This window comes from Acidisoma sp. 7E03 (assembly GCF_054665075.1).
In genome coordinates this window covers 136292-158035 of the sequence record NZ_BAAFHE010000007.1, presented here as the reverse complement: position 1 = coordinate 158035, position 21744 = coordinate 136292, and the positions used below count along the sequence as shown (strand labels likewise).

Sequence of the window (21744 nt, the reverse complement as noted above, 5' to 3'; positions counted from 1 at the left end):
CCGCCCGCGAGGTGCGGGCGGCAACCGACCCCGTCAAGCGCGACGGCTGGTGCGGGACGTGGGCTTGGCGGCGGCCTTCGGCAGGGGCGGCAGATCCTCGTCCAGGATGGTGAGCGTGATCGCGTAGGAAGTCTCGCCCTCGTCCGTGTCCTTGTCGACCGTGCCGATGGTTTCACCTTCGACCGCAACTTCCACCGGAAAACCAGCCTTGAGCGGCGGCACGATGGTCAGCTTGTCGCTGCCCAGCAGGCGGCGAAGGTAGGTCTGCACGCGTTCGATTTCGGCTCCGGTCATGGGGTCCGGTCCTTCTGCAAGGGGTCTCGTCTTAATACCGGGGCCAGATACCGGATCATGCGGCGGAGCGCCACGCCCCTCACGCACCTCCGCACTGCCCTCAGCGGGTTCCGCCCGCTCTCTTGATCCCGCTCCCCGGCAGCGCCAGGATGATGGGCATGAGCGAAACCGTGCTCGATCTGAAGGATCTTGTCTGCCCGCTGCCGGTCTTGCGGGCCAACCGTACGCTGCGGGGCCTGGAGGCGGGCGCGCGGCTGCGCGTCCTCGCGACGGATCCGGCCTCGGTCGCCGATTTCCAGAGCTACTGCCGAGAGACCGGTCATACCCTGGTCTCCTGGAGCGAGGACGCCGGCGTCTACAGCTTCACGATCAAGCGCCGCGCCGGGGCGTGAGCCTCGGCGCCACCCTACGGCCACCCGGCCCACAGAAGGCCGGAAGCCGCCATCACAGCTCTTAGGGAAGGACGAGGAATGGATCTCGGATTGAAGGGAAAGGTCGCCGTCATCACCGGCGGCAGCGTGGGCATCGGCCTTGCCGTCGCCGAAGGCCTGGCCGCGGAGGGGGTGCATTTGCTGCTGTCCGCCCGCGACGAAGCACGTCTGGCACGGGAGGCGGCACGCATCGCGCAGGCCTTCGGCGTGCGGGTGGAGATCGCCGCTGGAGACGTCTCCGAGCCGGCGGCCGTTGACGCGATCGTCGCCAAGGCGGAGAGCGCCTTCGGCGGGGCCGACATCCTCATCAACAATGCGGGAACCGGCAGCAACGAGACGATCATGGAGGCTCCCGACTCGAAGTGGGACTTCTACTGGAACCTGCATGTGATGGCGGCGGTGCGCCTGGCCCGCGGCCTGGTGCCCGGCATGAAGGCGCGCGGTGGCGGGGTGATCCTGCACAATGCCTCGATCTGCGCCAGCCAGCCGCTGGGCTACGAGCCGATCTACAATGTCACGAAAGCGGCCCTGGTCATGTTCTCCAAGAACCTCGCCAATGAGGTGGTGGGAGACAATATCCGCGTGAACACCGTCAATCCCGGCCTGGTGCTGACGCCCGACTGGGTGAAGACCGCGAAGGAACTCACCGCCGGCACGGGCGGCGACTGGGAGGGTCATCTGCAATCCGTCGCCGATGAATTTGCTCCCATCAAGCGCTTCGCCGAACCGCGGGAGATCGCCGACCTCTTTGTCTTCCTCTGCTCGGACCGGGCGAGCTACTGCGTGGGCTCCGCCTTCTTCGCCGATGGCGGCATGCTGCGGACGATCTGAATGAGCGTCCTCCTCCTCACCCATCCCTCCGGCCTCGCTCATGATACCGGGCCGGGGCATCCCGAGCGGATCGCCCGGCTGCGGGCGGTGGAGGAGGCTCTTGCGGGGCCGGATTTCGCGGCACTGATCCGTGAGGAGGCCCCCGCGGCGAGCGAGGCGCAGCTCCGCCTCGCCCATCCGCAAAGGCATATCGACCGCATCCTCGGCACGCTGCCCGCCGCTGGCGCTTTCGCCCAGCTCGACCCGGATACCGTGATGAGCGCGGGCTCCGCCAAAGCCGCGCTGCATGCCGCAGGCGGTGCTATCGCCGCCGTCGATGCGGTGGAGAGCGGCCGCGTCACCCGCGCTTTCGTGGCCGCCCGCCCGCCCGGCCATCATGCGGAGCCGGACCGGGCGATGGGCTTCTGCCTCTTCTCCAATGCAGCGATCGCCGCGTTGCATGCCCGCGCCACATACGGGCGACAGCGCGTGGCGGTGGTGGATTTCGACGTGCACCACGGCAACGGCACCCAAGCCGTCGCCTGGGAGGATGCCGATTTCTTCTTCGGCTCCAGCCACCAGTTTCCGCTCTATCCCGGCACCGGTGCGGAAGCCGAACGCGGCGCGCACGGCCAGATCGTCAATGCGCCGCTCGGCAGTGGCAGCGGGCGCGCCGCCTTCGAAACCGCCTGGAGCGGCCGCATCCTGCCCGCGCTCGATGCCTTCCGGCCCGAGGCCCTCATCATCTCGGCGGGCTTCGATGCCCATCGCGACGACCCGCTGGCCGGCCTGATGCTGGTCGAAGAAGACTTCGCCTGGGTGACCGATGCCATTCTCGCGATTGCCGCGCGCCACAGCGGCGGCCGGGTCGTCTCGGTTCTGGAAGGTGGCTATGATCTGGATGCCCTGGCGGCCTCCACGGCCGCCCATGTCCGACGCCTCTTAGCCGGCTGAGCTTCCCTCGAAGGAGATTTCGATGTCCGAACCCACCCCCTTGCCCGCCGCCGCGACCAAACCCGCCTGGGACAAGCTCGATGCCCTCGCCGCCGCTCCGGGCGGCCGGATGATCACGCCGCTCTTCGAGGCCGATCCCAAGCGGGCCGAAACATTCTCGGCGAGCTTCGAGGACCTGCATCTCGACTTCTCCAAGACCTCGATCAGCCCGGAAGCCCTCGATGGGCTGTTCGACCTGGCCCGCGCCGCCAAGGTCGAGGATTTCATCGCCCGCCTCTTCGCCGGCGAACCGGTCAACATGACGGAGCATCGCTCGGCGATGCACATGGCGCTGCGCAGCCTGCCCGGGGACGGTTTCCGCGCCGTGACACCGGAGGGCGGCTGGGAAGACGCCTCCGAAGTGGCGGCGAAAGAACGCGCGCATATGGAGAAATTCGTTCGCGCCGTGCATGCCGGTGAGATCGTCGCGGCCGACGGCAAACCCTTCACCGACGTGCTCAACATCGGCATCGGCGGCTCGGACCTCGGGCCGCGCATGGTGTCGATGGCGCTGACCTTCGTGCATGGCGCGAAGATCAACCCGCACTTCCTGTCCAACGTCGATGGCCACGCCTTCGCCCAGCTGGCGCGCGAGCTGGACCCCGCGCGCACCCTGGTCCTGGTCGCCTCCAAGACCTTCACGACGCTCGAGACCATGACCAACGGCCATGCCGCGCGTGACTGGATCGCCGCCGCGCTGGGCGAGGACGCCGTCAGCCACCATTTCGCGGCGCTCTCCACCAACATGAAGGAGACGGAGAAGTTCGGCATCCCCGCCGATCGCGTCTTCGGCTTCCGCGACTGGGTGGGCGGCCGCTATTCCGTGTGGTCGGCGATCGGGCTCTCCGTGGCGCTTGCGGCCGGATGGGACGCCTTCGAGCAGTTCCTGGCTGGCGGCCGGGCGATGGACCACCATTTCCGCGACACGCCGCTGGAGCGCAACCTGCCCGTCCTGCTGGCGCTCACGGGGATCTGGAATCTCGACGTGCTGCATGCGGCAACGCTCTGCATCCTCGCCTATGATGCGCGCCTCGCCCGCTTCCCGGCCTATCTCCAGCAGCTGGAGATGGAGAGCAACGGCAAGTCCGTCCGCCTCGCGGGCGATAAGGTAACGCACCAGACCTGCCCGGTCGTCTTTGGCGAGCCGGGCACGGATGCGCAGCACAGCTTCATGCAGCTCGTCCATCAAGGCCCGGCTCTGGTGCCGGTCGATTTCATCCTGGCCGCCGAAGCCGATCACGACCGGCCGGAGGCGCACCGCATCCTCGCCGCCAATGTCTTCGCCCAGGCCGAGGCGCTGCTCGCCGGTAAGTCGCTGGACGAGGTGACGGAGGAGATGAAGAAGGCCGGGACGGATGAGGAGACGATCAAGCGGGTCGCGCCGCATCGCGTCTTCACCGGCCAGCGCCCGTCCACGACGATCCTCTACAAGAAGCTCGATGCCTATAGCCTCGGCCGCCTCATCGCACTCTACGAGCACAAGGTCGCCGTCCAGGGCGCCATCTGGGGCATCAACAGCTACGACCAGTGGGGCGTGGAACTGGGCAAGAAGCTGGCCCAGGCGATCATCCCGTCCCTGGAGCCGAAGGCCGATCTCGGCCATCATGACGGTTCGACCACCAGCCTGATGAAGACCTTCCTCGCACTGCGCGGCGAAGGCTAAACACGCGGAGCCTGGACGGACCGGCCAGCGTCTCGCACCGGTCCAGCCAGGCTACAGCGTGCTGGCCCAGTGGATCGCGTCCATCTGCATGCGATTGAAGAGGGCGGGGTCCCGGCTTTCCAGCATCTTCGAGATCCGGTTGAAGCCGGCGGGGTCGCTGGCTTCGCTCGCCTCCGCTAGGGTCAGGAGTTCGCCCAGGTCGCCCTCTCGCCGCAAGAGCGCGGCCTTGAGCCTCTCGTCGAGCGTCAACACCTCCATGAGTTCGGTCATGGATTGGCCGAAGATGGAATCGGCGAGGCTCAGAATGCCGACCATGAAGGCTTCGTCCCGCAAGGCCGGCTTTCCGATGAACTCCGCCAGCCCCTCCATGAAACGGCCACGGATCGCCGCGATCTGGATCAAGGGATCGGAGGAAATGTGGCTTTCGTCGCTCTGAGCCACAAGAAGCAATTGGATGATCCGGCCGATCCGCTGGCGCCCGAGCAGGAAGACGGCTTCGCGTAGACTGTTGACCCGGGAGGTCCGGGCATTCGCGGCCGCACTCGCCATTGTCAGAAGACGCACGGCGAGATCGGGGACTTCCTTCAAGGCGTCTTCCAGGGCCTGATTGTCCGCGTCGTGGGCGAGCAGCCGCAAGATGCGGATCAACGACATCTTGGATTGCTGCACCTCACGGCCGGCGATGATGCTCGGCCGGGCGAAGAAATATCCCTGGAACAGGTCGAAGCCGATCGACTTGCAATCCTCATATTGCTCGACCGTTTCGACCTTCTGCGCCACCGTGCCGATGCCCAAGCGTCGCATCCGCTGAACCAGATCGACCATCTCGCGAAAGCTCAAAGCGCCGATGTCGACTTTGACGTAGTCGACGTGATCCAGGACGGAGTCGTATCCGGTCACCATCTCCCGGACGTCGTCGAGCGCCAAGGCATATCCGGCAGCCTTGAGCTGAGCGCACCGCTCGACGACCTGCGGGGAGAAATCCACCTGCTTGAGGATTTCGAGTACGACGCGATCGGGCGGGAGGATCTCGACCAGATCGCTCATCAAGGCGTCCTCGTCGACGTTGATGAAGCCTTTCCGCTTGCCGAGCGCCCGTTCGATCCCGAGGGAGGCGAAGGCATTCTGAATGACGGTTGCCGTCGCGATGAAGCCGTCGGTCCCCGCCGCACGTCCATCGGCCCGATCCCGGAACAGAAGCTCGAAGGCGACGAGCTCCCGATGCCGACCCACGATGGGCTGGCGGCCAAGGAAGAACTGCCTTTGACCTTGCGGTTGCGGCGCGTGCGTCCCGGCCGGTTTTTCCGTTTTGCCGCGCGATCGTGAGGCGTTCAACCAGCCCATCTTCATTCTGGCCCAGTTTCTCTGAAGACCACGAAGATCTTCAGGCACTCCAGTTCATGGGTCGTTGATGAGCGGAATCATTTGAGATTTGGTTAACGCATCAGAAGGAACCAGCAATAGCAGCTCTCGTTTTCGCCAGGCCGCGACTCAAAGGCGGCTCGCCCAGCGCATCGCTGCGATCTGCATGCGGTTGAAATCGGCCGCGCTCGTCCCGTCGAGCTGGTCGATCACGGTGGCCAGAGGATGCGTCCCGGGTTCTTCGCTCGCCTCGACCAGAATGAGCAGCCGCCCGAGCGGGCCACGCCGGTAGAGCAGTGCCTCCTCCAGCGCGATGTCCAGGTTCAGCATTTTGAGCAAATCGATCATGGATTGGCCGAACACCCGATCGGCCAGGCTTAGAATGCCGACCATGAAGGCTTCGCCCGCAAGATGCGGCAGCCCATGCGCCGCGGCGAGATGCTCCATCAGTCGTCCGCGGATGGCGGCGGTCTGCACCAGCGGATCGGAGTCGATATCCGCCCCGAAGTGCCGGGCGAAGAGCATGATCTGCACGAGCCTGCCGATGTGCACCCGGCCAAGCACCAGGATAGCGTTCCGCAGGCTGCTGACCTTGTGGATCTGCCGCATCGCTACCGCATTGGCCATGCGGAGCAGACGCACGGTGAGATCCGGCGCCTCCTTCAGCGCCTTCTCGAGAGCCTCCACCTCGGCATCCGCCGCGAGCAGCCGCAGCAGGTTGATCAGCAGGATTTTCGAGGGTTCCACCGCACGGCCGCTCAGGACGGTGGGGCGGGCGAAAAAGTAGCCCTGGAAGAGATCGAAGCCGAGTGCGTGGCAAAGGGTGAACTGCGCCTCGGTTTCGACCTTTTCCGCCAAGACGGCGATCCCGTGGCGATGGCCCCGATCGACGAGATCCCGCAGCCCGCATTCCGAAAGGCCGGTGATGTCGACCTTGAGATAGGCGAGGCTGTCGAAAAGCCTCGTCTGCTCGTCACCGATGCCAACGACGTCGTCCAGCGCCAGGAGATAGCCCTGGCGCTTGAGGTCCCTGCAGCGATCGACCAGCGCGGGCGTGATCTCCACATGTTCGAGGATTTCGAGCACCACCCTGTCGCGTGGCAAAAGCTCGATCACGTCGCTCATCAGCACGTCGTCATTGACGTTGATGAAGCCTTTGTGGTTGCCGATGGCGTTCTGGATGCCCAAGGACAGGAAGGCATGGTTGATGACGGTCGCGGTCGCCGCGAAATCGTCCACGATCGTCGCCATGTTGTGGGTGCCGGAGCGAAACAGCAGCTCGTAGGCGACCAGCTCCCGCTGTCGGCCGATGATGGGCTGCCGCCCGAGATAGAAAACGTCTTTCTCCGCGAGGCCGCTCGGCGATGCCGTGGAGACAATCTCGGACCCCGCGAAAAATCACTCACTGTGCCTGTCCACCGCCGCCCGTCATCGTGCGGGCCATCCCGGGCTGGAAAGGCCCCGCCGGAGGCCGAGGCGTACGAGTGTGACGACAAAGTCAGCGCTGCGACGGCAACTCCGCGCTCAAGATTATGGGAATAGAATTAACGCTTCGTTGGCGCGCCCTCAGAGCCCGCTGGCATTCGGGCCAAAGTAAACGCAGCTCTCGCCCTCGCTGTCGCGATGAACCGCGACACGCGACAGACCTTGGCACCTGCCGTCCAACTTGCGCCAGATCCAGAGCGATAGGTTTTCGAGCGTCGCAGGCCCCAGATCCGGCACCTCGTCCAGGAAGCGATGGTCCAGTCCGTCCCGCACTTCTGCGAGCAGGCGATCGAATAGGCCGAGATCGATGATCATGCCGGAGGCGGCATCCGGCATGCCGCGGACGGTGACCGTCGCCCGGTAGGAATGGCCGTGGATGCGCCGGCTCGGCTCGGCGTCGATGCAGCGCTCGAGCGTGTGGGCGGCATCGAAGCGGAACTGTTTGGTAAGCTCGAACATCAGGCAATTCCAAGAAACTTGTGCGTCTGGAGGCTGAGCCGCCAGTGCGGGTGGTGCAGGCAGTAGGTGACGGCGGCGGCGGTATGGGCTGCCTGGTCCGGGCCGTCCATGGGCGACAGCAGAAAATGGTCGAAAGCGAGGCTCTCGTAGAGGGCGGGGTCGGCGCCCTCCTGCGGATAGACGAGCTTGAGCTCGTCGCCCTTCGTGACGAGGAGCGGATTGCCGGCCTTGGGGCTGACGCAGACCCAGTCGATGCCCTGGGGCAATGGCACCGTCCCGTTGGTCTCCACCGCGATCTCGAAGCCTTCTGCATGCAGCGCCTCGATGAGGGCGGTATCGGCCTGCAGCAGCGGTTCCCCGCCGGTCAGCACGACGAAGGGCCGACCACCCCGCCCCGCCGGCCATTCCGCGGCGACGGCCTGGGCAAGGGACGCGGCATGGGCGAAGCGCCCGCCGCCCGGGCCGTCCATCCCGACGAAATCCGTGTCGCAGAAGCGGCAGGCCGCGGTCGCCCGGTCCTCTTCGCGGCCGGACCACAGATTGCAGCCGGCGAAGCGGCAGAAGACCGCGGCACGGCCGGCATTCCGGCCCTCGCCCTGCAGCGTGTAGAAGATTTCCTTGACCGCGTAAGCCATGCCTCGAACCCAGGGGTGCCGGCCCATCAGCGGGCCGGGCCCGGCACCTAGCCGGTTCGGCGAGATTTTGCGACTCTCCGGGCGGGAGGCTGATAAGCGCGGACCTCTTGAAAGAAGAAAGGATTTTCCTTACTTTTGCCGCATGATCACCAGCCGGCTCACGTCGAAGGCTCAGACCACGATCCCGCAGGCCGTACGTGAGGCTTTGCATTTGCGGGAAGGTGATGAGCTTGCCTACATCATCGAAGATGATCGGGTTATTCTGACGCGGAAAGTCGGTCGGGAAATAAAGGAAGACCCTTTCGCCACTTTCGCAGAATGGGCCGGCGAGGAAGATACGCAGGCGTATGCCGACCTCTGATCACGAGTTTTTCGAGGTCTGGGACGTCGTCAAGGTCCCTTTTCCTTACACTGCCCGGCCTATCCAACAGCACCGCCCCGCACTCGTCGTCGCAGGCGGCTTGCCCCTAGGTTCTCCCTTCGTCCTGTGGGTGCTGATGATCACCAGCGCAGCCAACCGCCCATGGGGTGGAGATACGAGGATCTCGGACATCGCGGCCGCCGGCCTGAGCGCACCGTCAGTTGTACGCACGGACAAAATCGCCACGATAGAGATCGCGGACGCGCAACGTATTGGCCGGCTCGCGACTCATGACCGTGACGACGTCCGCCAAAAACTTGGTTGGTTCTTCCAACGCCTGCTCTGATTGGGTCAACCCATGGAGCCGCGACGGGCTTCTGTGGCAGACTCTCGTCCATGCCGACGATTCGTCTCCTCCCCTCGCACGTCGTGGACCGCATCGCCGCCGGCGAAGTGGTGGAGCGGCCAGCGGCGGCGGTGAAGGAACTGGTCGAGAACGCGCTCGATGCGGGTGCCCGGCGCATCACCGTCGCGCTCCAGGAAGGCGGCATCCGCCGCATCGACATCACCGACGACGGCTGCGGCATGTCGCCGGCCGAACTGCCCGTCGCCATCCAGCGCCATGCGACGAGCAAGCTCACCGAAGCCGCCGATCTCGTGAACATCACGACGCTCGGCTTCCGCGGCGAGGCCTTGCCCTCCATCGGCGCCGCCGCCCGGCTCTGCATCATCAGCCGCCCCCCCGGCGCGGACAGTGCCCACAGCATCCGCGTCGAGGGCGGTATCGTCTCCGAGGTCGAGCCGGCTGCCGGCCAGCCCGGCACGCGCATCGTGGTGACGGACCTCTTTTTCGCGACGCCGGCCCGCCGCGCCTTCCTGCGGAGCCCGCGCGTGGAGGCCGACCACACGGAAGCGGTGATCCGCCGCCTCGCCCTCTCCGCCCCCGGCGTCGCCTTCCGGCTGGAGCATGAGGGGCGCGTGGTCCTCGATCTTCCCCCGGACGACCGGCGCGGCCGGCTTGCCGCCCTGCTCCATCCCGAGGAGGCGGAGGCGCTGGTCACCGTGGAAGCGGAGCGCGACGAGGTCATCCTCTCAGGCTTCGCCGGGGCCGCCGCGACCCATCGCGCCACCACCGCCGCGCAATATCTCGTGGTCAACGGCCGGCCCGTCGCCGACCCGCTGCTCAAGACTGCGCTGCGCGTCGCCTATATGGAGGTCATTCCGCGCGGCCGCTTTCCCATCGCCGGCCTCTGGCTCGACCTGCCGCACCGCGCCGTGGACGTGAACGTCCACCCGGCCAAGACCGAACTTCGCTTTCGCGACGCCGAGCGCATTCGCGGCCTGATGATCAGCGCCTTGCGCACCGCCCTCTCCCGCCCGGCCGTCCTCCAATCCCAGCCGCGCGCCGCCCTGCGCGGCTACGGCCGGGCCGTGAACGCCTATGCCCGGCCGGATGCCGCGCCGGCACCCGCCTATTTCGGACCCAACCTCAGCGCCCAGACCGCGACGCTGGAACGGCCGACACCCATGGCCTTCGCCGAAAACACCCTGCCGCTCGCAGCAGCGCCGGCGGCCCGCAGCCTTGCCGCCCAGCCCTCCCCGCGCCCGGTCGAGACGGACCATCCCCTGGGGGCGGCGGTCGCCCAAGTGCTCGACACCTACATCATCGCCGTCGCGGCCGACGGCACCCTCATCCTGGTCGACCAGCATGCGGCGCATGAGCGGCTGACCCATGAGGCGCTACGCGACCAGATGATGGAGAGCGCGGGGCCGCGGGCCCAGCCATTGCTATTGCCCGTGGTGGTCGACCTCGCCCAGGCCGATGCGGCGCGTCTGGCGGAGGCCGCCGGGGATCTCGCCCGGCTCGGGCTCGAGATCGAAGGCTTCGGCCCAGGCGCCATCGTCGTCCGCGCCATGCCTGCGGTGCTCGGCACCGCCGATCCGGCACCGCTGCTCCGGGACGTCGCCGAGGAATTGGCAGAGATGGGGGAGAGCACGGCGCTGGCGGAGAAGCTCGACGCCGTCATCGCCCGCATGGCCTGCCATGGCAGCATCCGCGCCGGCCGGCGCATGAACGAGGCCGAGATGAACGCCCTGCTGCGCCAGATGGAGCAGGTGCCGCGGGCGGCGACCTGCAGCCACGGGCGGCCGACCTTCCTCAAACTGTCGCGGGCCGAGATCGAGACCCTGTTCGGCCGCCGCGGCACGTGACGCCTCTCATGCAGAGCCGGCATGGCCGCTTTCCGGGCCGTGGCTTGCACGAAATCGTGTGGAGACCCATCTCGGAGCGATGAACACATCCCCCTCGCCGCACGATCCTATCGGTTGGCACGGCACAACCATCCTCTCGGTCAGACGTGACGGGCAGGTCGCCATGGGCGGCGACGGCCAGGTGACGCTCGGCCAGACCGTCATCAAGGGCAATGCGCGAAAGGTCCGCCGCATCGGCAACGGCCAGGTGATCGCCGGCTTCGCCGGGGCGACGGCCGATGCCTTCACCCTGCTGGAGCGGCTGGAAGCGAAGCTCGAGCGCTTTCCGAACCAGCTTGAGCGCGCCTGCGTCGAACTCGCCAAGGACTGGCGAACCGACCGCTACCTGCGCCGGCTGGAAGCGATGATGATCGTCGCCGACCGCGACCACTCCTATACGCTTACCGGCAATGGCGACGTGCTGGAGCCGGAAGACGGCATCATCGGCATCGGTTCCGGCGGCAACTACGCGCTCTCCGCCGCGCGGGCTTTGATCACGGTGCCCGATCTCACCGCCGAGGAGATCGTCCGCCGCTCGATGAAGATCGCGGGCGACATCTGCGTCTACACCAACCACTCCCTTGTCGTCGAAACCATCTGACCGCACAGTCGCTCCGTCCACGAACGGACCATGACCATATCAGGCTGCGACGGGCTGCCGCTGAGCGGGGCCGGATCGCGGCGCTAGGAACGCAAGCATGGAAGTCCCTACCTACTCCCCCCGGGAGATCGTCTCCGAACTCGACCGCTTCATCGTCGGACAGAATGACGCGAAGCGCGCCGTCGCCATCGCGCTGCGCAACCGCTGGCGCCGCCAGCAGGTGCCGGAAGGCCTGCGCGAAGAGATCGTGCCCCGCAACATCCTCATGATCGGCCCCACCGGCTGCGGCAAAACCGAGATCGCCCGACGCCTCGCCAAGCTGGCCCAGGCCCCCTTCCTCAAGGTGGAAGCAACGAAGTTCACCGAAGTCGGCTATGTCGGCCGGGACGTCGAGAGCATCGTGCGCGACCTCGTGGACGCCAGCATCACCATGATGCGCGAGGCCAGCCGCAAGCACGTGCAGGCGAAAGCCGAACTTGCGGCTGAGGAGCGCATCGTCACCGCCCTCGTCGGCGAAGGCGCGGCCGCCGACACGCGCTCGAAATTCCGCCGCATGCTGCGGAACGGCGAGTTCGAGGATAAGGAGATCGAGGTCTCCGTGACCGAAGCGCCACCGAACGCCATCGGCCAGATGGACATCCAGCCCGGCCAGGCGATCAACCTCGGCGACATGATGAAGGGCATGTTCGGCCGCCCGGCGCAGCCGAAGAAGATGACGGTCGCCGCCGCCCGCCGCGTGCTGGAGCGCGAGGAGGCCGACAAGCTGCTCGACAACGATCAGCTGACGAAGGACGCCGTGCGCCATGCCGAGAACAACGGCATCGTCTTCCTCGACGAGATCGACAAGATCTGCGCCCGGTCTGATGGCGGCTTCCGCGGCGGCGACGTCAGCCGCGAAGGCGTGCAGCGCGACCTGCTGCCGTTGATCGAAGGCACCACCGTGAACACCAAGCACGGGCCGGTGAAGACGGACCACATCCTCTTCATCGCCTCCGGCGCCTTCCACGTGGCCAAGCCGTCCGACCTGCTGCCGGAGTTGCAGGGCCGTCTGCCCATCCGTGTTGAACTCTCGCCGCTGTCGCGAGACGACATGCGCCGCATCCTGACCGAGCCGGAGCATTCCCTGCTCAAGCAGTATGTCGCCCTGATGGGAACGGAGCAGGTCAGCCTCGACATCACGGAGGATGCGATCGACGCCGTCGCCGAGCTCGCCGCCGACATCAACGAGCGGGTGGAGAATATCGGTGCCCGCCGCCTCTCGACGGTGCTCGAAAAGCTGTTCGAGGAGATCAGCTTCTCGGCCTCCGACCGGCCGGGCGAGACCATCCGGGTCGATGCGGAAGCCGTGCGGGAGCGCGTGGCACCCTTGGCCGCGCGCGGCGATCTCAGCCGCTTCATCCTGTGACCGGCGCGGATCCCTTCGTTCGTCCCGAGGAGGAGACGGCCGCCGAGGCCGTCTCCTCCATCGGGGAAGAGCTCGGCGTCTTCGACGACTGGATGGAGCGCTACGGCTACATCATCGAACTCGGCCGCAAGCTGCCGCCCTTCCCCGAGGAATGGGCGGATGACGCGCATCGCGTGCCGGGCTGCCAAAGCCGCGTCTGGATGGAGGCGGTGATGCGCGACGGCCGGCTCTACCTCGCCGGCGCCTCGGATGCGGCCATCGTCTCCGGCCTCGTCGCCCTGCTCCTGCGGGTCTATTCCGGCCGCAGCCCGGCCGAGATCGGCGCCACCGACCCGATCTTCCTCAAGGAGCTGGGTCTGCTCGAAGCGCTTTCGACCAACCGCGGCAACGGCATCGCCGCCATGGCCCGTGCGATTCGGGAACGGGCGGCAGCGGAGCGCAGCGCCGCAGACTGAGAGCCGCCCCTAGCGCCATGCCGCGATCTCGCTATCTTCGAGGGACAGCATGACGAGGGAGCGTCGGATGACGGACAGGCGGTTTGGCATAGGCGTGATCGTCGCCTTCGTAATGGGGGGCCTCACCGCGACGGCGATCGCCGAGGAACCGCATCTGGCGACGGCGCTGCAGTCCCTGGACAAGGCGCAGAGCGCCCTCTCCCAGACCCGGAACAACAAGGGCGGCCATCCCCAGGCGGCTTTGGCGCTCATCGCCAAGGCCGAGGCAGAGATCCGCGCGGTGGCCCCATGATCCGCGCATCCATGATGAAGGGGGCCATTCTCGCCGGCGCCTTTGCCGGCGGTACCCTGCTGGCCGGCTGTGCCCTGCACCATCAGGGCCACATGAACACGGCCCTCGATGCGCTCAACACGGCCGCCGCCGCCTTGCAGCAGGCGCCGCAGGACAAGGCGGGCCATGTCGCCGCCGCGCTGAAATACACGCAGGCAGCGATCACCGAGGTGCAGGACGGCATGGCCTACAAGATCCAGACCGGGCAGCAGTCCGACCCGAACGACGACTGAGGAGCCGCCGATGAATCCCTTCCGTCTGGATAGCCAGGTGCTCGAGTTCATCCGCCGGACGGAAGCCTTTTCCGAAGGCCTCGGGCCCACTGCGCCGCTGGCCGAGGTCCGCGCGGCCTATGACCGCATGTGCGCCTCCTTCGCGCAGGCGCATCCGGCCGGGCTGCACACCCGCGACGGGATCCTGCATGCAAAGAACCCGGACCGTGTCCTCGCCGTGCGATCCTATGCGACGCCCGATGCCGTGCCCGGACGCGTCGTGCTCTATTTCCACGGTGGCGGCTTCGTCGTCGGCGGCCTCGCGAGCCATGACAGCATCTGCGCCGACCTCGCCGCTGGCGGCGAGGTCGCCCTCGTGGCGCTGGACTACCGGCTGTCGCCCGAGCACCAGTTTCCCGCAGCCCTGGATGATGCCGAGGCGGCCTATGAGGATCTGCTCGATTCCCATCAGCGCGTGATCGTGGCAGGCGACAGCGCAGGCGCCACCCTGGCGGTTGCTCTCTGTCTCCGCCTGCGGGCGAAGGGCCGGCCGCTGCCCTGGGCTCAGCTCCTCATCTACCCCATGCTGCACCCCGATGTCCGGCGGGCGATCGGCGGGCCGAAGGAGAAGGCCCCGCTGCTGCCCGCGGCGAGCATAGCGGGCTATCTCGAAGCCTATCTCGGGCACGCGCCGGCCGTGATCACCGATCCCGAAATCCTGCCGCTCGCGACCCAGGATTTCACCGGCCTACCGCCGGCGGCGATTTTCGCCGCCGATATCGACCCACTGGCGCAGGATGCCCACGACTATGCGGCAGCCTTGAAAGCGAATGGTGTCGCCGTCGCTCTACATCCCGGCCACGGTCTCGTGCATGGCTATCTGCGCGGCCGCACCATCAGCGATCAGATCGCCATGGCCTTCTCGGCCATCGTTTCGAACCTGCATGGGTTCGCCCATGGCGGGCGTGCCTGACGGGCGGGTGATCCGCACCCGAAAAGCGTTTGACTTCGCCACGACGGGCTCTGATTCTGCGGAAAACCGGCAGCGCCTTCGCACTACCGGTTACGAGCGCCGATGGAACGGCGCCGCCAGAGCCGGAGGAGAGCCGAGATGCCCGATCATGCAAGTCATGCCAGCGCCCCCACGTCCCCGCGCCTGACGGAGAGCGCTTCGCGCGCCGCGGCGCTGCGGGCGGCGGCGGCCGCCGATCCCGATCGTTTCTGGCTGGACGAAGCGCACCGCCGCATCGCCTGGTTCCGCGCCCCGAACAAGGCCAAGAACACGAGCTACGAGGGCGACGTCTCGATCAAATGGTTCGAGGACGGAACGCTGAATGCGACCGTCTCCTGCCTCGACCGGCATCTCGAGACGCGCGGTGACCAGACGGCCATCCTTTGGGAAGGCGACGAACCCGACGCCCAGGCCGCCATCACCTACCGGGATCTCCACGCGCAGGTCTGCAAGCTCGGGAACGCCCTGCGCGATCTCGGCGTCCGCAAGGGCGATCGCGTCACCATCTACATGCCGATGGTGATCGAGGCGGCCGTCGCGATGCTCGCCTGCGCCCGCATCGGCGCCGTGCATTCGGTGGTGTTCGGCGGCTTCTCGCCGCAGAGCCTCGCCGGCCGTATTCTCGATTGCAAATCCCGCCTCGTCATCACCGCGGACGAAGGACGGCGCGGCGGGCGGCGCGTCCCGCTCAAAGCCAATACCGACGAAGCGCTGAAGCAGTGCCCGGACGTCACCGACGTGCTGGTCGTCCGTGTCACGGGCGCCACGGTGCCGATGACGGCGGGCCGCGACCACGAGTATGGCGCGCTGATGGAGAAGGCTTCGGCCGACTGCGCGCCTGAGCAAATGGCGGCGGAAGACCCACTCTTCATCCTCTACACCTCCGGCAGCACCGGCAGCCCGAAGGGCGTGCTGCACACCACCGGCGGCTACATGGTCTGGGCCAGCCTGACGCACGAACTCGTCTTCGACTATCGCCCGGGCGAGATCTACTGGTGCACCGCGGACGTGGGCTGGGTGACCGGTCACACATACATCGTCTACGGGCCGCTCGCGAATGGCGCGACCACGGTGATGTTCGAGGGCGTGCCCACCTATCCCGACAGCGGGCGGATGTGGCAGGTGGTCGACAAGCACAAGGTCGAGATCTTCTACACCGCGCCCACCGCGATCCGTGCCCTGATGCGCGACGGCGACGCGCCGGTGAAGCGTGCCAGCCGCGCCAGCCTGCGCCTGCTCGGCAGCGTCGGCGAGCCGATCAACCCCGAAGCCTGGGAATGGTATTTCAACGTCGTCGGCGAAGGCCGCTGCCCCGTTGTGGACACCTGGTGGCAGACCGAGACGGGCGGCATCCTCATCTCCCCCGTGCCGGGCACCTCGCCTCTCAAGCCGGGCTCCGCCACCCTGCCGCTGCCCGGGGTCAAGCCCGTCCTCGTCGACAGCAACGGCCAGGTGCTGGAAGGCGAGGCCGATGGGCATCTCTGCCTCGCTGACAGTTGGCCGGGCCAGATGCGCACCGTCTTCGGCGATCACGACCGATTCGTGAAAACCTATTTCAGCACCTACAAGGGCCTCTACTTCACGGGCGACGGCGCGCGGCGGGATGCCGACGGCTATTACTGGATCACCGGCCGCGTCGATGACGTGATCAACGTCTCCGGCCACCGTATGGGCACGGCAGAGGTGGAGAGCGCGCTCGACAGCCACCAGGGCGTCGCCGAATCTGCCGTCGTCGGCTATCCGCACGATGTGAAGGGCCAGGGCATCTACGCCTATGTCACGCTCAAGCGCGGCATCGAGCCCACGGACGCGCTGCTCAAGGAACTCGCGGGCTGGGTGCGCAAGGAGATCGGGCCGATCGCTGTGCCCGACGTCATCCAATGGGCACCGGGCCTGCCGAAGACGCGCAGCGGCAAGATCATGCGCCGCATCCTGCGCAAGATCGCGGCGAACGAGGTGGACAGCCTCGGCGATACCTCCACCCTCGCCGACCCGGCGGTGGTGGACGATCTCGTGAAGAACCGGAAGGGCTGACGCGGGATTGTGCCGGGCGCAGGCGCCCGGCACACTCATCGCATGATCACAGCCTATCTCGCCGGCCCCGACGTCTTCCTCCCCAACGCCGCCGAGCATGCGGCGCAGAAGCGGGACATCTGTGCCCGCTACGGCATTCGCGGCCTGCCCCCGCTCAACGAGGACATCGCGGCCCTGGCTGCCATGACCGAGGCGGAAGCCGGCCTCGCCATCTTCCGCAAGGACGTGGAGATGATGGAGACGGCGGAGATCGTCATCGCCAATCTCACGCCCTTCCGGGGCGCCTCGGCCGATGCCGGCACGCTGGTCGAAATCGGCTGGTTCCTCGGCCGCGGCCGGCCGATCTTTGGATATTCCAACAGTGCCACGCTCTTCGACGCGCGGAGCCGCGCGCAGGTGGTGGCGGTTCCCGATCCGCTGCCCGGCATCGCCGTCGAGGGCTTCGGCCTGCCCGACAATCTAATGATCCCCGGGGCGGTGGAGGCCGCAGGTGGCCTGTCCATGGTTCTACCCGAGGACGGGCAGGACCGGCCCTTCGATTCGCTCGAAATCTTCGAGCGGTGCGTCGCCCAGGCGGCAGCTAAGCTCGGCCTCGCCGCCTGAGCCTCAGCCGAAGCGGAAGCCCGACAGCCGCTTGCCGAGGACAACGTCCGCATAGGCATGCGTCGCCGTGTCCTGGCCCGCGGCTCCGGCCGCCACCATCAGCGGAATCAGATGCTCTTCCTGCGGATGGCATTCCCGCGCCGCGGGCGCCTTCTCCCAGTCGATGAGGGCCGCTTCGCGCGCCGCGGGCTCCTGCACCACGGCCTTGGCCAGCCACGCGTCGAAAGCGGCGGAGGCGAGGCCCGCGCGCGGATCAGTCGTGAAGAAGCCGCGCAGATTGTGGTAGCTCATGCCCGTCGCCAGGATCAGCACGCCCTCCTCCCGCAAGGGCGCGAGCGCGCGGCCGATGGCGAGATGCGCCGCGGGATCGAGATCGCGCCGCACCGAAAGCTCCACCACCGGAATGCTGGCCTCAGGGAAGGCGACCTTAAGGGGGATGAACATGCCGTGGTCGAAGCCGCGCGCGGGGTCCTGCACGGTCGGGAAGCCGGCGGCGGCCAGCATCTCCGCCACCCGCGCGGCCAGCGCCGGGTCACCCGGCGCCGGATAGGTCAGCTGGTAGGTGCTCTCGGGAAAGCCGTAATAGTCGAAGATGAGGCCGGGATGAGGGCCGGCGGTGACAGCCAGATTCTCCGTCTCCCAATGGCCGGTGACGATCAGGATGGCCCGCGGAGGCTCTGCGAGATCGCCCGCGACTGAGCGCAGGAAATCGGCCATCCGGTCCCAGGTGCCGGGGCCGCCGGGCGGCGGGTCCATGAAGAAGCAGGGGCCACCGCCATGCGGCAGGAAGTAGGTCGGAAGCCGCTCCGCACGGGTCGTCATGGCATCGCTCATGGCGCGGTCTTGCTGGCAACGACGTCCAGCGTCACCGCGACGTCGAGGGCGACATACTGCCCATTGCTCCAGGTGCCCTGGCCCACGCCGTAATCGGTGCGGACGAGCTGCAGCTTGCCCTTGGCCTCGGCCGTGTCGCCGGAAATCGTCAGGGTGAAGGGCAGGGTGACGGGCTTCACGATGCCGCGAATGGTCAGCGTGCCATCGGCCTCATAAGCGTCCTTGCCGGTGGCCTTGAAGCTGGCCGCTTTAAATTCGGCGGTCGGGAACTTGTCTACCGCGAACCAGTCGGACCCCGGCAAGGCGCCGTCCTTCTGCTGATCGCCGGTCGTGGCACTCGCCATGGCGATGGTGACCTCGGCATGGCCGGTGCCGGGATTCGCCGGATCGAAGACGATGGTGCCGGAGAATTTGCCGAAGCTGCCGCTGAAGGGCGTGCCGCTCTGGCTGCCGGTGAAGCCGAGATGGCTCTTGGCCGTGTCGATCGTCCAGGTCGCGGCTTGGGCGGAGACGGAGGCGCCGATGAGCAGGGCGGAGGCGAAACCGAGGGAGCGCAGCATCATGATCCGTTCCTTGTCGAATGGCGGAGGCGCGGCCGGCTCAGCGCCGGCTCGGCATCATCCTCAGGAGCACGCCGTCCCGCTTGATCAGGTGATGGCGGAAAACGGCTGCGAAATGAATGACGAGAAGCGCAATGAGAATCCAGCTCGCATAGGCATGCACCCAGCCGAGCACGTGGCTGACCGCCGCCTTGTTGGCGAGATGCGGCAGCACCGGCAGGTCAGGCCAGGGCACGAGATTATAGAGCACGGTGGGCAGGTTGAAGGGCGAGGAGGAGACGACGGCCCAGCCGGTCAGCGGCAGTCCCAGCATCAGCAGATAGAGCAGCCAATGCAGCCCATGCGCCGCCCGCTTTTCGACCGCCGGCATCTCGGCAGGCAGCGGCGGCGGCTTGTGCGTGAACCGCCACAGGATACGGATCACCGCCAAGAGCAGCACGGTGATGCCGATAGACTTGTGCAGCTGGAAGAGCTTGAAGGTCTGCATCGGGCCGATGCTCGCCTGCAGCTGCGTCATGATCAGACCGATCGCGATCAGGGCAAGGATGCCCGCCGCGATCAGCCAATGCAGCAGGATGGCGACCGCCGTGTAGCGCGCGGGGGTGACCCCGTTTCGATAGGCCGGCATGGCGGTCGCTCCCGGATCTTACTTCTGCAGTTCGAAGGCGCCGCTCAGGATCAGGTGCACCTTGTCGCCGATCAGCGGCTCGTAGGTCTTAACACCGAATTCGGCGCGGGAGAGCGTCCCCGTCGCGTCGAAGCCGATCGTATAGGCCTTGTCGAGCGGATTGGTGCCGCCGCCGTTGAAATGCGCCGTCAGGGTCACCGGATGGGTGACGCCATGGAAGGTGAGGTCACCCTCGATCTTGCCGGTGTCATGGCCCGTCACGGTGATCTTGGTGGACTTGAAGGTGATGGTCGGGAACTGCGTAGCATCGAACCAGGCCGGGCTCTTCAGCTCGCCGTCCAGCTTGGTGTTGGTGGTCGTCACGCTGTCGGTCGGGAAGCTGATGTCGAGCACGCTCTTGGCCGGGGCCTTGGAATCGAAGGTCAGCGTGCCGGAGGCGTTGCTGAAATTGCCGTACCAGGTGCTAAAGCCCATGTGGGAAACGGCGAAAAGAATGCGGGTGTGGTAGGGCTCGACCTTGTAGGTGCCGGCGGGAACCTTGGCCGGGGTGGTGGTCTCCACCTGAGCGAGGGCCGGAGCCACGGTCGCAAGGGCGAGGCCGGCAGCGAAGGCGCTGCCGAGCAGAAGAGAGCGGATCATCGGAAATCCTTAAATCTGAGAGAAAATTAGACGGCGAGGGTCGCGATCTTCGCCTTGGCGTCGGCAACCGCCTTGGCCGCAGCCTCCGGACCCATGGCGAGGCCCTCGGCGCGCACCACGGTGACATCCGTCAGGCCGATGAAGCCCAGCACGCCGCGGAGATAGGTCTCCTGGAAGTCGTACGGCTTGTAGGGACCATCGGAATAGACGCCGCCGGACGCCAGGAAGAGCACCACCTTTTTGCCGGTGACCAGGCCCTGCGGCCCGTTTTCGGTGTAACGGAAGGTGCGGCCGGCGCGCAGCACATGGTCGATCCAGGCCTTGAGCGTGGACGGAATGCTGAAATTGTACATCGGCGCGCCGATGGCGATGATGTCCGCCGCCTCGACCTCGTCGATCAGCGTGTCGGACAGCGCGAGCGCGTCCTTCTGCGCCGGCGTCAGCTCCTCCGGCTTGCCGAAGAAGCCGCCGATGAGATCGACGCCAAGATGCGGAATGGAATTGGCGACCAGATCACGCGCGGTCACCACCACATCGGGGTGCGCGGCCTTGTAGCCGGCGAGGAAGGCCTGGGTCAGATCGCGGCTGACGGAGGCGGCAAGGTTGGCGCTGCTTTCGAGAACCAGAATCTTGGTCATGACGATAATCCCGCAGGATGTTGATGCTGACCACTTAGCCCTGGCAGAGCCATCAAGAAACTGATAAAATTCTGGGAATGTTCATCTGATCTTTTGATGAAGTTGGCGCGTGTCCCTGACCGGCATCTCCCTCGACCAGTTCATGGTCTTCGTCACGGTCGCGGAATCCGGCAGCTTTTCGGCTGCCGCCCGCCGCCTCAACCGCGCGCAATCCGCCGTGACCTATGCCGTGCAGAAGCTCGAGGATCAGCTCGGCCTCACCCTCTTCGACCGCTCGGCCTATCGCCCGACCCTCACCCAGGCGGGGGAGGCGCTGCTGCCGCGCGCAACCCGCATCATCCAGGACGTGGAAAGCTTCTCGGATCAGGCCCGGGGGATCGCCCAGGGGCTGGAGCCGGAACTCGCCCTGGTCGTGGATGCGATGTTTCCGATGGACCGGATCGTCGCGGCGCTGCGCGTCTTCGGTGCCCGCTATCCCACAGTGCCGACGCGCATCTTCGTTGCTTCCATGGGTGCCACCACCAATCTGGTGATCGACGGCACCTGCGCCCTCGGCATCTCCATCGCATTCGCGAGCCAAGAGAGTACCGAGCTGATCCTGCAGCCCATCGGCACCATCCGCATGGTGGCCGTGGCTGCGACCTGCCATCCGCTGGCTCAGTTGCAGCGCCCCATCACGACGGACGAGCTGCAGCAGCATGTCCAGCTCGTGCTGACCGATCCCTCCGGGCGCACCGGCAAGCGGGACCACGCCGTCCTCTCCCGCCGCAACTGGCGCCTGGCCGACCTTGGGGCCAAGCATACCATGCTGCTGGGCGGCTTGGGCTGGGGCGGCATGCCCCTGCACATGGTGGAGGCGGACATTGCGGCCGGGCGCCTCGCCCTCATCCAGCCCGACAACTGGGGCGCTTCCACCAACGTGGAGCTTTCCATGTGCCTCATCCACCGGCGGGACCGGGTCTTGGGCCCAGCCGGCCGCTGGTTGTCCGACTGGCTCATCTCTGGCAAGCGGGAAGACGCGGCGCCTGCCGCCAGCGCTGCCTGAGGAG

General features: G+C 66.8%; 26 protein-coding genes. 16 read left to right on the top strand and 10 right to left on the bottom strand.

Features of this window, described 5'->3' with window-relative positions; all coding sequences use genetic code 11:
* Positions 1 to 33: 33 nt before the first annotated feature.
* Positions 34 to 294 (bottom strand): DUF3126 family protein, encoded by a 261-nt coding sequence (locus ACYQ6W_RS12795; protein ID WP_459675732.1) that lies wholly within the window; start codon positions 292 to 294, stop codon positions 34 to 36.
* A 158-nt stretch (positions 295 to 452) separates the two neighbouring features.
* Here ACYQ6W_RS12795 and ACYQ6W_RS12790 point away from each other — a divergent pair, with 158 nt between their 5' ends.
* From ACYQ6W_RS12790 to pgi, 4 genes are all read left to right on the top strand, one after another.
* Positions 453 to 686 carry a sulfurtransferase TusA family protein gene (locus ACYQ6W_RS12790; protein WP_459675730.1) on the top strand — a complete coding sequence of 78 codons (234 nt, stop codon included), beginning with the start codon at positions 453 to 455 and terminating at the stop codon, positions 684 to 686.
* A 78-nt stretch (positions 687 to 764) separates the two neighbouring features.
* Positions 765 to 1556, top strand: a complete 792-nt coding sequence (locus ACYQ6W_RS12785) for an SDR family NAD(P)-dependent oxidoreductase (RefSeq protein WP_459675729.1) — start codon at positions 765 to 767, stop codon at positions 1554 to 1556.
* A complete protein-coding gene (locus ACYQ6W_RS12780; RefSeq protein ID WP_459675728.1) occupies positions 1557 to 2489 on the top strand; it encodes a histone deacetylase family protein in 933 nt (310 codons plus the stop codon).
* A 22-nt stretch (positions 2490 to 2511) separates the two neighbouring features.
* Positions 2512 to 4191, top strand: a complete 1680-nt coding sequence (gene pgi / locus ACYQ6W_RS12775) for a glucose-6-phosphate isomerase (RefSeq protein ID WP_459675726.1) — start codon at positions 2512 to 2514, stop codon at positions 4189 to 4191.
* 51 nt (positions 4192 to 4242) lie between these two features.
* Here the strand turns inward: pgi and ACYQ6W_RS12770 are convergent, their stop codons facing one another.
* From ACYQ6W_RS12770 to queE, 4 genes are all read right to left on the bottom strand, one after another.
* Complete coding sequence (locus tag ACYQ6W_RS12770) at positions 4243 to 5535, bottom strand: EAL and HDOD domain-containing protein (RefSeq protein ID WP_459675872.1); 1293 nt, start codon at positions 5533 to 5535, stop codon at positions 4243 to 4245.
* Between the two features lie 147 nt (positions 5536 to 5682).
* The gene (locus ACYQ6W_RS12765) at positions 5683 to 6933 is read right to left on the bottom strand and encodes an EAL and HDOD domain-containing protein (protein ID WP_459675870.1); all 1251 of its coding nucleotides are present in this window, start codon (positions 6931 to 6933) and stop codon (positions 5683 to 5685) included.
* 186 nt (positions 6934 to 7119) lie between these two features.
* Positions 7120 to 7497: a 6-pyruvoyl trahydropterin synthase family protein gene (locus tag ACYQ6W_RS12760; RefSeq protein WP_459675725.1), complete on the bottom strand. Its 378-nt coding sequence runs from the start codon at positions 7495 to 7497 to the stop codon at positions 7120 to 7122.
* On the bottom strand, positions 7497 to 8132 hold the full coding sequence (gene queE / locus ACYQ6W_RS12755; RefSeq protein ID WP_459675722.1) for a 7-carboxy-7-deazaguanine synthase: 636 nt from the start codon (positions 8130 to 8132) through the stop codon (positions 7497 to 7499). Before queE ends, ACYQ6W_RS12760 begins: the two co-directional genes overlap by 1 nt.
* A gap of 142 nt (positions 8133 to 8274) precedes the next feature.
* On the opposite strand from queE, the gene ACYQ6W_RS12750 reads away from it, so the two are divergent.
* The 11 genes from ACYQ6W_RS12750 (at position 8275) to ACYQ6W_RS12700 (ending at position 17396) form a co-directional block, all read left to right on the top strand.
* Positions 8275 to 8493, top strand: coding sequence for an AbrB/MazE/SpoVT family DNA-binding domain-containing protein (locus ACYQ6W_RS12750; RefSeq protein WP_459675721.1), 219 nt, complete (start codon positions 8275 to 8277; stop codon positions 8491 to 8493).
* Entirely contained in the window at positions 8480 to 8839 is a 360-nt protein-coding gene (locus tag ACYQ6W_RS12745) for a type II toxin-antitoxin system PemK/MazF family toxin (RefSeq protein WP_459675720.1), read from the top strand. The genes ACYQ6W_RS12750 and ACYQ6W_RS12745 overlap by 14 nt, the downstream gene beginning before the upstream one ends.
* Positions 8840 to 8889: 50 nt before the next feature.
* Entirely contained in the window at positions 8890 to 10704 is a 1815-nt protein-coding gene (gene mutL / locus ACYQ6W_RS12740; RefSeq protein ID WP_459675718.1) for a DNA mismatch repair endonuclease MutL, read from the top strand.
* Between the two features lie 79 nt (positions 10705 to 10783).
* Entirely contained in the window at positions 10784 to 11344 is a 561-nt protein-coding gene (hslV, locus tag ACYQ6W_RS12735; protein WP_459675717.1) for an ATP-dependent protease subunit HslV, read from the top strand.
* Between the two features lie 97 nt (positions 11345 to 11441).
* Positions 11442 to 12749 carry an ATP-dependent protease ATPase subunit HslU gene (gene hslU / locus ACYQ6W_RS12730; protein ID WP_459675716.1) on the top strand — a complete coding sequence of 436 codons (1308 nt, stop codon included), beginning with the start codon at positions 11442 to 11444 and terminating at the stop codon, positions 12747 to 12749.
* On the top strand, positions 12746 to 13204 hold the full coding sequence (locus tag ACYQ6W_RS12725) for a SufE family protein (RefSeq protein WP_459675714.1): 459 nt from the start codon (positions 12746 to 12748) through the stop codon (positions 13202 to 13204). Before hslU ends, ACYQ6W_RS12725 begins: the two co-directional genes overlap by 4 nt.
* A gap of 67 nt (positions 13205 to 13271) precedes the next feature.
* Positions 13272 to 13496, top strand: a complete 225-nt coding sequence (locus tag ACYQ6W_RS12720; protein ID WP_459675713.1) for a hypothetical protein — start codon at positions 13272 to 13274, stop codon at positions 13494 to 13496.
* On the top strand, positions 13493 to 13768 hold the full coding sequence (locus ACYQ6W_RS12715) for a hypothetical protein (RefSeq protein WP_459675712.1): 276 nt from the start codon (positions 13493 to 13495) through the stop codon (positions 13766 to 13768). Before ACYQ6W_RS12720 ends, ACYQ6W_RS12715 begins: the two co-directional genes overlap by 4 nt.
* Before the next feature lie 10 nt (positions 13769 to 13778).
* Positions 13779 to 14720 carry an alpha/beta hydrolase gene (locus ACYQ6W_RS12710; RefSeq protein WP_459675711.1) on the top strand — a complete coding sequence of 314 codons (942 nt, stop codon included), beginning with the start codon at positions 13779 to 13781 and terminating at the stop codon, positions 14718 to 14720.
* 138 nt (positions 14721 to 14858) lie between these two features.
* Complete coding sequence (gene acs / locus ACYQ6W_RS12705; protein ID WP_459675709.1) at positions 14859 to 16793, top strand: acetate--CoA ligase; 1935 nt, start codon at positions 14859 to 14861, stop codon at positions 16791 to 16793.
* A gap of 42 nt (positions 16794 to 16835) precedes the next feature.
* The gene (locus ACYQ6W_RS12700) at positions 16836 to 17396 is read left to right on the top strand and encodes a nucleoside 2-deoxyribosyltransferase (protein WP_459675707.1); all 561 of its coding nucleotides are present in this window, start codon (positions 16836 to 16838) and stop codon (positions 17394 to 17396) included.
* Between the two features lie 3 nt (positions 17397 to 17399).
* Here ACYQ6W_RS12700 and ACYQ6W_RS12695 read toward each other — a convergent pair whose 3' ends face one another.
* Genes ACYQ6W_RS12695 through ACYQ6W_RS12675 form a run of 5 tightly spaced genes read right to left on the bottom strand, consistent with a single transcriptional unit; the run spans position 17400 to position 20695 of the window.
* Complete coding sequence (locus ACYQ6W_RS12695) at positions 17400 to 18230, bottom strand: DODA-type extradiol aromatic ring-opening family dioxygenase (RefSeq protein WP_459675706.1); 831 nt, start codon at positions 18228 to 18230, stop codon at positions 17400 to 17402.
* Entirely contained in the window at positions 18227 to 18793 is a 567-nt protein-coding gene (locus ACYQ6W_RS12690; protein WP_459675704.1) for a YceI family protein, read from the bottom strand. Before ACYQ6W_RS12690 ends, ACYQ6W_RS12695 begins: the two co-directional genes overlap by 4 nt.
* 37 nt (positions 18794 to 18830) lie before the next feature.
* The gene (locus ACYQ6W_RS12685; RefSeq protein WP_459675702.1) at positions 18831 to 19418 is read right to left on the bottom strand and encodes a cytochrome b; all 588 of its coding nucleotides are present in this window, start codon (positions 19416 to 19418) and stop codon (positions 18831 to 18833) included.
* A gap of 18 nt (positions 19419 to 19436) precedes the next feature.
* A complete protein-coding gene (locus ACYQ6W_RS12680; RefSeq protein ID WP_459675701.1) occupies positions 19437 to 20057 on the bottom strand; it encodes a YceI family protein in 621 nt (206 codons plus the stop codon).
* A 26-nt stretch (positions 20058 to 20083) separates the two neighbouring features.
* Complete coding sequence (locus ACYQ6W_RS12675) at positions 20084 to 20695, bottom strand: FMN-dependent NADH-azoreductase (RefSeq protein ID WP_459675699.1); 612 nt, start codon at positions 20693 to 20695, stop codon at positions 20084 to 20086.
* A 109-nt stretch (positions 20696 to 20804) separates the two neighbouring features.
* On the opposite strand from ACYQ6W_RS12675, the gene ACYQ6W_RS12670 reads away from it, so the two are divergent.
* Positions 20805 to 21740, top strand: coding sequence for a LysR family transcriptional regulator (locus tag ACYQ6W_RS12670; RefSeq protein WP_459675697.1), 936 nt, complete (start codon positions 20805 to 20807; stop codon positions 21738 to 21740).
* Positions 21741 to 21744 lie beyond the last annotated feature (4 nt).

Bases quoted from the DNA above. Each gene is read 5' to 3' on its own strand.
- hslV (WP_459675717.1), top strand. From the start codon at position 10,784: ATGAACACATCCCCCTCGCCGCACGATCCTATCGGTTGGCACGGCACA.
- ACYQ6W_RS12695 (WP_459675706.1), bottom strand. From the start codon at position 18,230: ATGAGCGATGCCATGACGACCCGTGCGGAGCGGCTTCCGACCTACTTC.
- ACYQ6W_RS12720 (WP_459675713.1), top strand. From the start codon at position 13,272: ATGACGGACAGGCGGTTTGGCATAGGCGTGATCGTCGCCTTCGTAATG.
- ACYQ6W_RS12745 (WP_459675720.1), top strand. From the start codon at position 8,480: ATGCCGACCTCTGATCACGAGTTTTTCGAGGTCTGGGACGTCGTCAAG.
- ACYQ6W_RS12750 (WP_459675721.1), top strand. From the start codon at position 8,275: ATGATCACCAGCCGGCTCACGTCGAAGGCTCAGACCACGATCCCGCAG.
- ACYQ6W_RS12795 (WP_459675732.1), bottom strand. From the start codon at position 294: ATGACCGGAGCCGAAATCGAACGCGTGCAGACCTACCTTCGCCGCCTG.
- ACYQ6W_RS12785 (WP_459675729.1), top strand. From the start codon at position 765: ATGGATCTCGGATTGAAGGGAAAGGTCGCCGTCATCACCGGCGGCAGC.
- ACYQ6W_RS12675 (WP_459675699.1), bottom strand. From the start codon at position 20,695: ATGACCAAGATTCTGGTTCTCGAAAGCAGCGCCAACCTTGCCGCCTCC.
- acs (WP_459675709.1), top strand. From the start codon at position 14,859: ATGCCCGATCATGCAAGTCATGCCAGCGCCCCCACGTCCCCGCGCCTG.
- ACYQ6W_RS12680 (WP_459675701.1), bottom strand. From the start codon at position 20,057: ATGATCCGCTCTCTTCTGCTCGGCAGCGCCTTCGCTGCCGGCCTCGCC.
- ACYQ6W_RS12685 (WP_459675702.1), bottom strand. From the start codon at position 19,418: ATGCCGGCCTATCGAAACGGGGTCACCCCCGCGCGCTACACGGCGGTC.
- ACYQ6W_RS12700 (WP_459675707.1), top strand. From the start codon at position 16,836: ATGATCACAGCCTATCTCGCCGGCCCCGACGTCTTCCTCCCCAACGCC.
- mutL (WP_459675718.1), top strand. From the start codon at position 8,890: ATGCCGACGATTCGTCTCCTCCCCTCGCACGTCGTGGACCGCATCGCC.
- hslU (WP_459675716.1), top strand. From the start codon at position 11,442: ATGGAAGTCCCTACCTACTCCCCCCGGGAGATCGTCTCCGAACTCGAC.
- ACYQ6W_RS12780 (WP_459675728.1), top strand. From the start codon at position 1,557: ATGAGCGTCCTCCTCCTCACCCATCCCTCCGGCCTCGCTCATGATACC.
- ACYQ6W_RS12760 (WP_459675725.1), bottom strand. From the start codon at position 7,497: ATGTTCGAGCTTACCAAACAGTTCCGCTTCGATGCCGCCCACACGCTC.
- ACYQ6W_RS12715 (WP_459675712.1), top strand. From the start codon at position 13,493: ATGATCCGCGCATCCATGATGAAGGGGGCCATTCTCGCCGGCGCCTTT.
- queE (WP_459675722.1), bottom strand. From the start codon at position 8,132: ATGGCTTACGCGGTCAAGGAAATCTTCTACACGCTGCAGGGCGAGGGC.
- ACYQ6W_RS12790 (WP_459675730.1), top strand. From the start codon at position 453: ATGAGCGAAACCGTGCTCGATCTGAAGGATCTTGTCTGCCCGCTGCCG.
- ACYQ6W_RS12770 (WP_459675872.1), bottom strand. From the start codon at position 5,535: ATGGGCTGGTTGAACGCCTCACGATCGCGCGGCAAAACGGAAAAACCG.
- ACYQ6W_RS12710 (WP_459675711.1), top strand. From the start codon at position 13,779: ATGAATCCCTTCCGTCTGGATAGCCAGGTGCTCGAGTTCATCCGCCGG.
- pgi (WP_459675726.1), top strand. From the start codon at position 2,512: ATGTCCGAACCCACCCCCTTGCCCGCCGCCGCGACCAAACCCGCCTGG.
- ACYQ6W_RS12690 (WP_459675704.1), bottom strand. From the start codon at position 18,793: ATGATGCTGCGCTCCCTCGGTTTCGCCTCCGCCCTGCTCATCGGCGCC.